Source organism: Tsukamurella asaccharolytica (assembly GCF_007858435.1).
Taxonomy (GTDB): Bacteria; Actinomycetota; Actinomycetes; order Mycobacteriales; family Mycobacteriaceae; genus Tsukamurella; species Tsukamurella asaccharolytica.
The window spans coordinates 69,233-81,647 of record NZ_VIGW01000006.1 but is presented as its reverse complement, the minus strand read 5'-3'; the positions used below and the strand labels follow the sequence as shown (position 1 = coordinate 81,647).

The window sequence follows — 12,415 nt, the reverse complement described above, 5'->3', positions numbered from 1 at the left end:
TCAGCTCTCTTCCGTTTCCGTGGCCGTGACGCTCGCGAGCACCTGGGCCGCGGTCACCTTGTCTCCTGCACGCACCGCGATCGACACCACACCGTCGTGCGGCGCGGTCAGCGGCTGCTCCATCTTCATCGCCTCGATGATCACCAGGGTCTCGCCCTTGGTCACCGTCTGGCCATCCTCGACCGGCACCGCGACGACGGCGCCCGGCATGGGGCTCACGACATCGCCGCCGTGGGCACCGTCGCGGTCCTTCGACGTGGACTTCGCGAGCTGCAGCTCGTACGTGCCGTCCTCGCCGCTGACCCAGTACGTTCCGCGGTCGAGCGCGACGGTGACCGGCGTGGAGAAGCCGTCCACCACCGGGCGCTCGGCAGCGTCAGTCGGCCCGCTCTCTCCGCTCCCGGCGCCGGCGATCCGGGCGGTGCCCGACCAGTCCAGGCGGGGCTCGTCGCCGGTGCCGCGCACCGTCACCGCGTCGCCGAGCACGGAGACGTGGACCTCGCCCGTCTCCTCGGTACCCGTGAACCGCACGACGGTGGGCTGCGCCCCCCCGATGCGCCAGCCGGTCTCGGTGCCCCACGGGCCGGCACCGCGGGAGGCGGCGACCGCGGTGAGCGCGGCGGCGGCGTAGGCACGGACCGTCGGCTCGGGGCGGGTGTAGGTGGGGGCCAGGCGATCCAGCAGCTCGGTGTCGAGCTTGCCCGAGACCACGTCGGCGTCGGCGAGGACGAACCGGCAGAAGTCGACGTTGGTGCGCAGGCCGGTGAGCTGCGTGCCGGCGAGAGCCTCGTCGAGCCGGCGCAATGCCTGCTCGCGATCGTCGGCGTGCACGATCACCTTGGCGAGCATGGGGTCGTAGTCGCTGCCGACGACGCTGCCGGCCTCGATGCCCGTGTCCACGCGGACCGGGCCGCGACGATCGCTGCGCGGATACCGCAGGGCCGTCACCGTGCCGCCGGTCGGCAGGAAGCCGGCCGCCGGGTCCTCCGCGTAGACCCGCGCCTCGACCGCGTGGCCGGTGAGCACGATGTCGTCCTGGGACAGCGCCAGCACCTCGCCGTTGGCGACGCGGATCTGCTGCTCCACCAAGTCGACTCCGGTCACCAGCTCGGTGACGGGGTGCTCGACCTGCAGGCGCGTGTTCATCTCCATGAAGAAGAAGGCGTCGGGCCGCTTGGCCGAGACGATGAACTCGACGGTGCCCACGCCCGTGTAACCGACGGAGCGCGCGGCGTCGCAAGCGGCGCGGCCGATCTCCGCGCGCGTGGCCTCGTCGAGCAGGGCCGACGGGGCCTCCTCGATCACCTTCTGGTGGCGGCGCTGCAGCGAGCACTCGCGCTCGCCGAGGTGGATCACGTTGCCGTGCTTGTCGGCGAGCACCTGCACCTCGATGTGGCGCGGAGTGTCCACGAAGTGCTCCATGAACAGCGTGTCGTCGCCGAAGGCCGCCGCGGCCTCGCGGCGGGCAGCGGCGACCGCGGCCGGCAGGTCCGCGGGGTTCTCCACCCGGTGCATGCCCTTGCCGCCGCCGCCCGCGCTCGGCTTGATGAGCACGGGGAAGCCGATGCCCTCGGCCGCGTCGATGAGATCGGCGTCCGTGAGGCCCGGCCGGCTGATGCCGGGGACCACGGGTACGTCGCGCTCGATCACCGCGGCGCGCGCCGTGATCTTGTCGCCCATCGTTTCGATGGATTCGACGGGCGGGCCGAGGAATTCGATGCCGGCCTCCGACAGCGCCCGCGCGAAGGCCGCGTTCTCGGAGAGGAAGCCGTAGCCGGGGTGCACCGCGTCCGCACCGGTGGCGCGGGCCGCCTCGACGACCCTGTCGATGCGCAGGTAACTCTCGGTGGCGGCGGCCGGGCCGAGGCGCACGGCCTCGTCGGCGAGCCGCACGTGCCGGGCGTCGGCGTCCGCATCGGAGTACACCGCGACGCTGGCGATCCCCAAGGTGCGCAGGGTGTCGATGACGCGGCAGGCGATCTCGCCGCGGTTCGCGATCAGGACCTTCTCGATCTTGCTCATCTTCTTCTGCCTCACATCCGGAAGACGCCGTAGGAGACCTCGGCGAGCGGCGTCCGGGACGCCGCCTCCAGCGCGAGGCCGAGGACGGTGCGGGTGTCGGCGGGGTCGATCACGCCGTCGTCCCACAGCCGGGCCGTGGAGTAGTAGGCCTGCGACTGGCGTTCGAACTGGTCGCGCACCTCCTGCTTGAACTCCTCCATGCCCTCCTGCTCGCGGCGGACCGAGCCGAGGGTGTCGGCGGCCTGCGGGCCGCCCATCACGGAGATCCGCGCGTTGGGCCACATCCAGAGGAAGCGCGGCGAGTAGGCACGGCCGCACATGGAGTAGTTGCCGGCGCCGAAGGAGCCGCCCACGATCACGGTGAACTTGGGGACACGGGCGCACGCGACGGCGGTCACCATCTTGGCACCGTGCTTGGCGATGCCGCCCTCCTCGTACTGCCGGCCCACCATGAACCCGGTGATGTTCTGCAGGAAGACCAGGGGGATGCGGCGCTTGTCGCACAGCTCGATGAAGTGGGCGCCCTTCTGCGCGGCCTCGGCGAAGAGCACGCCGTTGTTGCCGATGATCCCCACCGGGTGGCCGTGGATCCGCGCGAAGGCGGTCACCAGCGTGGTGCCGAAGAGCTCCTTGAACTCGTCGAACTCGCCACCGTCGGCGATGATCCCGATGAGCTTCCGCACGTCGTAACCGATTCTCGGATCGGTCGGCACCACGTCGTACAGGTCGGTCTGCGGGCGCGCCGGGGGCAGCGCCGGGCGCACGTCCCACTGCACCTCGCCGACGGGGCCGAGCCGCCCGACGATCTGCCGGACCTTCTCCAGGGCCTCGTCGTCGGAGTCCACGAGGTGGTCGGTGACGCCGGACTTCGTGGAGTGCATGAGGCCGCCGCCGAGGTCCTCGGCCGTCACGTCCTCGCCCGTCGCGGCCTTCACCAGCGGCGGGCCCGCCAGGAAGATGGTGCCCTGGTCGCGGACGATGACCGTCTCGTCGCTCATGGCCGGCACGTACGCGCCGCCCGCGGTGGAACTGCCCAGTACGGCGGCGATCTGCGGGATGCCCGCGGCGCTCATGGTCGCCTGGTTGTAGAAGATGCGCCCGAAATGCTCGCGGTCGGGGAAGACGTCGTCCTGGTTGAGCAGCATGGCGCCGCCCGAGTCCACCAGGTAGACGCAGGGCAGCCGGTTCTGCAACGCGATCTCCTGCGCGCGCAGGTGCTTCTTCACGGTGATCGGGTAGTAGGTGCCGCCCGAGACCGTCGCGTCGTTCGCGACGATCATCACCTGCCGGCCGGAGACCGTGCCGATGCCGGCGACGGCGCCCGCCGAGGGCGCCTTGCCGTCGTACATGTCCTCGGCGGCGAGCGGCGCCACCTCCAGGAACGGGCTGGCCGTGTCCAGTAGGCGCCGGATTCGCTCGCGGACCAGGAGCTTGCCGCGGCTCTCGTGCCGGGCGCGCGCCCGTTCGCCACCACCCTGCGCCACCCTCTCGAGCCGCTCCCGCAGCTCGGCGACGTTCGCCTCGTGTTCCTCGCGGAATGTCACGCCCGCTCCTTTGGGTTATTCATCATTAACTGAGAATGAGAATATGTGACCTCGGCCACCCTGTCCAGTCTTACTCGGGGGTAGCTTCAGCGCGGCGGATTACGCGGATTGGCCGGACTCAGACGCCCAGCGCGGCGAGCGCCTTCTCGCGCAGCAGCGCGCGGAGCCGGGGCTGCGGCAGCGCCGGCAGACTCGGGGCGGCGTTGATCAGACCGAAGACGGCGTGCACCACGGCGCGGTTGTCCACCGCATCGCCGCCGAGCGCGGTGAGTGCATCGGTCCAGACCTCCACGTACTGCCGCTGCAGCCGGCGCACACGGCGCGCCGATTCCGGTGCGAGCGACCACATGTCGCGGTACTGCACGCGAATCAGGTCCGGCTCCGAGGCGGCGAATTCCACGTGGAAATCGACGAGGTCGTGCAGCGCCCGCCGCGGGTCCCCGGCCCGCTCCTCCGCGACCCGGCGGCCACCGTCGTACAGGTACTCGGAGATCTCCACCAGCAGCGCGGCGAGCACGTCCTGCTTGCCCGCGAAGTGGCGGTACATGGCCGGACCGGAGACCCCCACGGCCGCGCCGATGTCCTCCAGCCGCACGCCGGCGAAGCCGCGCTCGGCCATGAGCGTCGCCGCGGCGGCGAGCAGTTCGCGGCGGCGGGCCGCCTTGGCGCGCTCGCGCGGCGTCCCCGCCTCGGGCCCGGCAGCGAGGGTCCGGCCGGTCGTCGGTACCTCCATGGCGGGAACATTACTCGGCTTGCCCACGGGGCGACCTCGTGTCATGCTTGATCGGTAAGGCGCCATTCGTTCGCTGAGGCTCCTTCGCGGAAACAGGCCAGCGACCCCGAACGTCGAGAGACGCCCCGGGTCAGGACAGGTGCATCCGGCTTAAGGGTGCGCCCCGATTGGCTCCCGTACTACCTGTACGGGTTCACGCCGCGAAGTGCTGAAGGTCTGACGTGGAGGGGCGTACGATCTTCATCTTCCCTCCATCGGCGCGTGGATTTCCCGCCACATGGAGGTGATGCAATGCCCGACGACAGTCATAGTATTCAGCTCGGCGCTTCCCGCATCACCGAACGGGATCCGCTGAGCCCCAACCTTTTCAGGTAGCAACAACAGCACCCCCGGCGCGACCGTCGGCGGTTGCGCGCTGCCTGTCGACAGCGCTCATCACACACACAGTGTCACGCCGCGATCCATCGTCGCGGCGCGATCCGACGTGTCCCGACGAGGGAGAGAATCATGCACGTCACCTCGACCATCACCCAGTTCGACATCCTGCTGCGGATCGCCGCCGGCGTCGGTTTCGGCACCCTGATCGGCCTCGAGCGGCAGTACCGTGCGCGCATGGCGGGCCTGCGCACCAACGCGCTGGTCTCCGTGGGCTCCGCGCTGTTCGTGGTGTTGTCCGCCTTCGGTTTCGAGGGCGGCGACCCCACCCGCGTCGCGGCGCAGATCGTCTCCGGCATCGGCTTCCTGGGCGGCGGCGTGATCCTTCGCGACGGCCTGACGGTGCGCGGCCTCAACACCGCCGCAACGCTGTGGTGCTCCGCCGCGGTGGGCGCTCTCGCCGGATCCGGGCTGTACTTCGCCGCCGCGGCCGGCACCGCCGTCGTGATCGCCGTCAACACGGCGCTGCGCTCGGTCGGCCACGTCGTCGACAAGGCGCCGGACACGGGTAAGGAGGCGCCGAGCCACTACGAGTTCGTCGCGGTGACCCGCGACGAGAACGAGGCGCACGTCCGCGTCCTGCTCGTGCAGGCGCTCAGCCGCACCGTCTTCCACCTCCAGTCGATCAGCAGTAACAACGTGGACGGCGGCCTCGTCGAGGTGCGCGCCACCCTGGCCGCCGACGGCCGCGACGACCGGGCCCTCGAGTCCGCGATCAGCCAACTGAGCATGGAACCGTCGGTCACCGCCGTGCGCTGGAACGTACTCACCGAGCCCGAGGAGGCTGACCTGTGACCACCACACCCCTTGCCGGAGGCCTGCTCTCGGCGCGCGGCCGCGCCGGACGGCGCTCCCGCGGCGCGGGCATCGCCGCCGACCTCCTCGTCGTCATCGGGGCCGCCGCCCTGATCTGGCTCGTGATCCGGGTCGGACAGGGCATGAACACCCCCGTCGACCTGACCCACGCCCAGTCCGGCGTCGACACGGACCCGGCACAACTCCCCTACTACGCGGCCCGCTCCCTGCTGCGGATGTTCGTCGCGCTCGCGGCGTCGCTGGTCTTCACGTTCGTCTACGCGACGCTCGCCGCCCGCTCGCGCCGTGCGCGGGCCGTGCTCATGCCGCTGCTCGACGTGCTGCAGTCGGTGCCGATCCTCGGCTTCCTCTCCATCACGGTGACGCTGTTCATCGCCCTGTTCCCCGGGTCCACCCTGGGCCTGGAGTTCGCCGCGATCTTCGCGATCTTCACCTCGCAGGCCTGGAACATGACCTTCGCCTTCTATCAGAGCCTGATCAGCCAGCCCCGCGAGTTGGGCGAGGCGGCCGAGAACCTCGGCCTGTCCCGCTGGCAGCGATTCTGGCGGCTCGACGTGCCCAGCGGCATGATCCCCCTGGTCTGGAACGCGATGATGAGCTTCGGCGGCGGATGGTTCTTCCTCACCGCCTCCGAGGCCGTGTCGGTGGCCGGAAACGATTACGCCCTCCCGGGCATCGGCGCCTACGTCGCGTCCGCCTCCACCGACGGCGACCTCGGCCGCGTCGGCTGGGCCGTCCTCGCGATGATCGTGGTGATCGTCGGCGTCAACTTCCTGTTCTGGAGCCCGCTCACGGCCTGGGCGGAGCGCTTCCGGCTGGAGGACTCCGCGACGGGCCGCGAACCGAAGTCGGCGGTGCTCACCCTGCTGCGCCGCTCGCACGTCAGCGCCGTCGCCGGGCGCCTGCTCGCGCCGGTCATCGTGGTCTGCGACCGCGTCTTCGGCGTCCTCGGCGGCCGGGCGAGGACGGCCACCGTCGTGGCACCCGCCCGGCGGCGCCTCGGCGACCTGGTCTTCGCCGCAGTCGTGCTCACCCTCCTCGGCTACGGCATCTACCGCTGCGTCGAGGTGATCCTGCGCGACGCGGGCCTCACCGAGGTGGGCCACGTCCTCCTGCTCGGCCTGGCGACCATGGCGCGCGTCGCCGTGGTGATGCTGGTCGCCACCGCCGTGTGGGTTCCGATCGGCGTGATCATCGGCCTGAACCCGGCGCTGAGCCGAGCCCTGCAGCCGATCATCCAGATCTTCGCGAGCTTCCCCGCGAACTTCCTGTTCCCCGTGGTCACCGCGGTCTTCATCGCATGGAACATTCCACTGAACTTCGGCGGGATCCTGCTCATGGCGCTGGGCACCCAGTGGTACATCCTGTTCAACGTGATCGCCGCGGCCAGCGCGATCCCCGGCGATCTGCTCGAGGCCGCCGACGACATGCGGCTGCCGCGGCTGATGAAGTGGCGGTACGTGCTGCTCCCCGGCGTCTTCGCCGGTTACGTGACCGGCGGCATCACCGCCGCGGGCGGTGCCTGGAACGCGTCGATCGTCGCCGAGGTCGTCTCGTACAACGGCCAGGACTACCACGCGTTCGGCCTCGGCGACTACATCGCGCAGGCCACCGCGGCAACCGGCGCCGACCACACCGCGCACTTGCTGCTCGGCATCGTCGTCATGTGTTTGTTCGTGGTCGGGACGAACGCCGCCCTGTGGCGCCGCCTGTACCGCGTGGCCGAGCGCCGCTACTCCCTCTGACCCCTGCTTCCGGCACCCCTTATTCCGCTACCCCTTATTACAAGGAGGAATCCCATGACCACCGTGACCCGTCCCGGCGACCGGCCCCTCATCCACCTCTCCGGCCTCACCAAGAGCTTCGAAGGCGCCACCGGCGAGACCCTCACCGTGCTCGACGACATCGACCTCACCATCCGCCCGGGCGAGATCGTCGCGCTGCTGGGCCGCTCGGGCTCCGGCAAGTCGACCCTCCTGCGGATCATCGCCGGGCTCATCCCGGCGACGTCGGGCACCGTCGAGGCCGACGGTGCGGCCCTGACCGGGCCCAACCCCGGCACCGCGATGATCTTCCAGTCCTTCGCCCTCATGCCCTGGCTGACCGTCCAGGACAACGTGGAGCTGGGGCTGATAGCCCGGAACGTCGAGCGCGACGCCCGGCGGGACCGCGCGCTCGCGGCGATCGACACGATCGGACTCGACGGCTTCGAATCGGCCTACCCGCGCGAGCTCTCCGGCGGGATGCGCCAGCGCGTCGGCTTCGCCCGCGCGCTGGTACTCGAGCCCGACCTGCTGCTCATGGACGAGCCCTTCTCCGCGCTGGACGTGCTGACCGCAGAGAACCTGCGGAACGAGATCGTCGAGCTGTGGGGGCAGGACGACTTCCCGACGCGCAGCGTCTGCATCGTCACCCACAACATCGAGGAGGCGGTGCTGCTGGCCGACCGCGTCGTGGTCCTCGGCTCCAAGCCCGGCCGCATCGTGCACGAGACGTCGATCCCGCTCGCCCGGCCGCGGGACCGGGCGTCGTCCGAGTTCGAAGCCATCGTCGACGAGCTGTACCAGGCCCTGACGGGCCGCAGCGCCGAGATCCAGCACGCCCCGGACCCGAGCGAGGCGACGCCCGTGAGCCGGCCCCTGCCGGACGCGACCGTCGGCGGGCTGGCCGGCCTCGTCGAACTCGTCCACGCGCACGGCGATCATGCCGACCTGCCCGATCTCGCGGCGGACCTGAACTTCGAGCTGGACGACATCATGCCGCTCGTGGACGCCGCGGCGATGCTGGGCTTCGTCGAGGTGGACGGCAACGACATCAGCATCACCGAGGAGGGCCGCACGTTCGTGACGGTGCCGCTGACGGAGGCGAAGGAGGTCTTCGCGCGGCAGGCCGCGTCCCGCGCACCCCTCGTCCGCACGGTGCTGCGCACCCTGCACGCGTCGAGTGACTCCGCCGTCCGGCTCGGCTTCTTCGTCGACCTGCTCCGCCGCGGCTTCGGCCCGGAGGACGCCGAACGCCAGATGCGGCTGGCGATCGACTGGGGCCGGTACGCCGAGTTGTACGACTACGACGCCGACGACGACCGGATCCGGCTCGACCAGCACTGACGCCATCGTGATCCGCGTCTTTGTGATCGCATTGTGACCAAGAGCACATTCGCGCGAACCGCGCCCCTTGAGGTTGTCTCGTCGCAATCATTTCGTTATCGTCGACGGGACGCGGATCACGAAGCGGTCACGATGAGGACATCGTCGGATCACCACGTGGTCCGAAGTGCGGTTTTACGGTTGGAGTAGGCGAGATATGACACGGAGTCGCGAGAACCACGCGGGCTGGCAGGGTGGCACGCAGGTCCTCGATGAAGAGTCGATCACCGCGATCATCCCGCTGGATGAGCTCGAGAAGCGCCTCGACGAGGCCTACTCCGAGACCTGGGCCGACACGCCGGACGACACCGCGCTGGTCTACCGCCCCTCCAGCTCCGAGGTCACCCAGGACCTCATGATCCCCGAGGTGCTGTTCACCGGGGACACCGAGCTCGACGCGCCCGAGGCGGACGAACTCGAGGACACCGCACTCCTCGGCTCGCCCGAGGTCGCCCCCGAGCTCCTCCCGGCGCCCGTCCGCAAGGGCGGCAAGCACCGCATCCCCACCGCCCCGCACGCCCTCAAGGGCCGCGCCGCCCTGGTCGCGCTCGCCGCGGGCGCCAGCGTGGCCGGCGCCGCCGTGGTCAACGCCACCGGCAGCGAGGCCCCATCGACCTCGCAGCAGCCGATCGTGCCGCCCGCCGCGGGCCCCGAGGCCAACGCCGGGCGTCAGGCTCCCCTGCCCGCCGCGCAGGACACCGAGCAGTTCGCCTCCGGCCTCGCCGGCGGCAAGGCCCGCAAGGACGCGGACGACAAGCGCATCATCGACTCGATGCGCCCGAAGGTGACCGCGCCCGTGAACGGCGCCACCCTCACCTCGAACTTCGGCACCCGCTGGGGCGCCATGCACGGCGGCCTCGACCTGGCCGCCCCGCTCGGCACCCCGCTGTTCGCGGCCGCCGACGGCGTGGTCACCGACGCCGGCCCCGCCTCGGGCTTCGGCATCTGGATCAAGATCCGGCTCTCGGACGGCACCGTGCTCGTCTACGGACACATGTACAACGTGAACGTCCAGGCGGGTCAGACCGTCAAGGCGGGCGACCTCATCAGCTGGGTGGGCAACAACGGCTATTCCACCGGCCCGCACCTGCACTTCGAGGTCCACGGCGCCGGCGGCGCGAAGCTGGACCCGCAGGCCTGGCTCGCGGAGCGCGGAATCCGCGTCTAACTCGCACCCCACGAACGCTGAAAGGCGCCCCGGATCACCGGGGCGCCTTTCGCGTCGTTCGGGGTGGGACGACTACAGCTTCTCCATCGGCAGGCCGCCGAAGGTCATCAGGGTGACGGTGCCCGACGAGCCGAAGTCGAAGGTCGCGCGCTCCATCGGCCCGGCGCCGGTGACGGCCGTGACCGTGCCGAGCCCGAACGAGTCGTGCGACACCCGATCGCCCACCGCCAGCGTGAGCTTGTTGGCGCGGCGCGTGGGCTTGGGCGCGCGCTTGGGCGTCCAGCCACCGTCGGACCCCGCGGACCGGCCGCGGCCGCCGAACTGACCGCCCCCGTTCTGCCCGCCCCAGGACGGCCGATCCTGCCCGAAGACGCCGCGGGAGCCGCCGAACTGGCTCCGCTTGGGCTCCAGCCGGCGCCAGTCGATGAGGTGCTGCGGGATCTCGGCGAGGAACCGGGACTCCGGGTTCTGCATCGGATCGCCCCAGGTGGCGCGGACCATCGCACGGGAGAGATAGAGGCGCTCCCGGGCGCGGGTGATACCCACGTAGGCGAGCCGCCGCTCCTCGGCGAGCTCCGCCTCGTCGCCCAGGGCGCGCATGTGCGGGAACTGCCCGTCCTCCCAGCCCGTCACGAAGACCACCGGGAACTCCAGGCCCTTGGCGGTGTGCAGGGTCATCATCGTGACGACGCCGGCCTCGCTGTCGGGCACCTGGTCGGCGTCCGCCACGAGCGACACCCGCTCCAGGAAGGCGGCCAGGGAACCGGGCTCGGGCGCGCCCTCGTCGACCACCACGTCGGTGACGTCCTGCGCGGAGAACTCCCGCGCGACGCTGATCAGCTCCTCGATGTTCTCAAGGCGCGCGCCGTCCTGCGGATCCGACGAGCCCTCCAGCTCGGCCCGGTAGCCCGTCTTCTCGACGACGGCCTCGAGCAGGTCCCCGAGGTCCTGATCCTCGTCCGCCGCCGTGCGGCGCAGATCCGCCATGAGACCGGCGAAGGTGGCGATCGCGTTGCGCGAGCGCGGGTTCAGCATGGCGACGGTGCCCTCGACAGCGTCCTCGATGGCGGTGCTGAACGTGCCCCCGTGGTTCTCGGCGTGCACGGTGAGGCAGGCCTGGGCGCGATCGCCGATGCCGCGGCGCGGGGTGTTGACGATGCGCTGCAGGCTGACGGTGTCGTTCGGGTTGTCGATCGCGCGCAAGTAGGCGACGAGATCGCGTACCTCCTTGCGTTCGTAGAAGCGCACGCCGCCGACCACCTTGTAGGGCACGCCGTGGCGGATGAAGACCTCCTCCAGCACGCGCGCGGCGGTGTTGGTGCGGTAGAAGACCGCCACGTCGCTGTACTTGACGCCCTGGTCGGCCAGCGCGTCGATCTCCGAGACCACGAAGCTCGCCTCGTCGTGCTCGTTGTCGGCGACGTAGCCGGTGATGAGGTCACCGTCGCCCTGGTCGGTCCAGAGCTTCTTCTCGCGGCGGCCGGCGTTGCGGGCGATCACCGCGTTGGCCGCGGAGAGGATGGTCTGGGTGGAGCGGTAGTTCTGCTCCAGCAGGATGGTCTCCGCGTTCGGGAAGTCGCGCTCGAACTCCTCGATGTTGCGGATCGTCGCGCCGCGGAAGGCGTAGATCGACTGGTCCGCATCGCCCACCACGCACAGTTCGCTGGGCTCCACACCGTCGGCGTCGGTCTCCAGGCCGACGAGCTCGCGGACCAGCACGTACTGCGCGTGGTTGGTGTCCTGGTACTCGTCCACCATCACGTGGCGGAACCGGCGCCGGTAGTACTGCGCGACATTGGGGTGCGACTGCAGCAGCGCCACCGTCTCCCCGATGAGATCGTCGAAGTCGAAGGCGTTCGCGCCCCGCAGGCGGGCCTGGTAGGTGCCGTAGACCTCGGCGACGGTGACCGCGAACGGCTCCCCCGCCTGCGCCGCGTCCGCGGCGGCCCGCTCCGGATCGATCAGCTCGTTCTTGAGGTTGCTGATGTGGGTGGCGAGGGCCCGCGGCGCGAACTTCTTCGCGTCCAGCCCCATGTCCTTGACGATCATGGTGAGCAGGCGGCGGGAATCGTCCGCATCGTAGATGGAGAAGTTGGAGTTCATCCCCGGCAGCAGGCCGGCCTGGGCACGCAGGATGCGCACGCAGGTGGAGTGGAACGTGGAGACCCACATGATCTTCGCGCGGTTGCCGATGATGCCGGCGACGCGCTCCCGCATCTCCGCGGCGGCCTTGTTGGTGAACGTGATCGCGAGGATCTGGCCGGGGTGCAGGTTGCGGGCCGCCAGGAGGTAGGCGATCCGGCGCGTGAGCACGGCCGTCTTGCCCGAACCCGCGCCCGCGACGATGAGCAGCGGCGATCCCTCGTGCAGCACCGCCGCGCGCTGCTGCGGATTGAGCCCGTCGAGCAGTTCCTGGCCGCGTTCCCGCCGCTCCGGCCCGCGGGAAAAGGGCTGACGCTGGCGGAGTCCGGACTGCTGCGGTGCTGGGCTACTCATCTCCCGTCCAGGGTAACCGGGCGGACCGACAGTTTCGTGCGCCGCACGCCGCGGC

8 protein-coding genes and 1 riboswitch are annotated in these 12,415 nt (G+C 70.6%); of the genes, 4 read left to right on the top strand and 4 right to left on the bottom strand.

The features are described from left to right. The 3 genes from FK529_RS12860 to FK529_RS12850 all read right to left on the bottom strand — a co-directional run bounded on the left by FK529_RS12860 (position 1) and on the right by FK529_RS12850 (position 4,299). Entirely contained in the window at positions 1–2,022 is a 2,022-nt protein-coding gene (locus tag FK529_RS12860; RefSeq protein WP_146561723.1) for an acetyl/propionyl/methylcrotonyl-CoA carboxylase subunit alpha, read from the bottom strand. Between the two features lie 11 nt (positions 2,023–2,033). After that, positions 2,034–3,566 (bottom strand): carboxyl transferase domain-containing protein, encoded by a 1,533-nt coding sequence (locus FK529_RS12855; protein WP_146561721.1) that lies wholly within the window; start codon positions 3,564–3,566, stop codon positions 2,034–2,036. Positions 3,567–3,684: 118 nt separating this feature from the next. Then, on the bottom strand, positions 3,685–4,299 hold the full coding sequence (locus FK529_RS12850; RefSeq protein WP_146561719.1) for a TetR/AcrR family transcriptional regulator: 615 nt from the start codon (positions 4,297–4,299) through the stop codon (positions 3,685–3,687). A gap of 58 nt (positions 4,300–4,357) precedes the next feature. Continuing rightward, positions 4,358–4,533, top strand: a riboswitch (M-box (ykoK) riboswitch). Positions 4,534–4,824: 291 nt separating this feature from the next. Between FK529_RS12850 and FK529_RS12845 the strand changes: the two genes are divergently transcribed. From FK529_RS12845 to FK529_RS12830, 4 genes are all read left to right on the top strand, one after another. Continuing rightward, the gene (locus FK529_RS12845; protein ID WP_146562048.1) at positions 4,825–5,529 is read left to right on the top strand and encodes an MgtC/SapB family protein; all 705 of its coding nucleotides are present in this window, start codon (positions 4,825–4,827) and stop codon (positions 5,527–5,529) included. Then, positions 5,526–7,295, top strand: coding sequence for an ABC transporter permease (locus tag FK529_RS12840; RefSeq protein WP_193559701.1), 1,770 nt, complete (start codon positions 5,526–5,528; stop codon positions 7,293–7,295). The genes FK529_RS12845 and FK529_RS12840 overlap by 4 nt, the downstream gene beginning before the upstream one ends. Positions 7,296–7,349: 54 nt before the next feature. Further along, complete coding sequence (locus tag FK529_RS12835; protein ID WP_146561717.1) at positions 7,350–8,657, top strand: ABC transporter ATP-binding protein; 1,308 nt, start codon at positions 7,350–7,352, stop codon at positions 8,655–8,657. Between the two features lie 196 nt (positions 8,658–8,853). Beyond that, positions 8,854–9,864 carry a M23 family metallopeptidase gene (locus tag FK529_RS12830; protein WP_146561715.1) on the top strand — a complete coding sequence of 337 codons (1,011 nt, stop codon included), beginning with the start codon at positions 8,854–8,856 and terminating at the stop codon, positions 9,862–9,864. A gap of 72 nt (positions 9,865–9,936) precedes the next feature. Here FK529_RS12830 and pcrA read toward each other — a convergent pair whose 3' ends face one another. Then, positions 9,937–12,360 carry a DNA helicase PcrA gene (gene pcrA, locus FK529_RS12825; RefSeq protein ID WP_146561713.1) on the bottom strand — a complete coding sequence of 808 codons (2,424 nt, stop codon included), beginning with the start codon at positions 12,358–12,360 and terminating at the stop codon, positions 9,937–9,939. Positions 12,361–12,415: the final 55 nt, after the last annotated feature.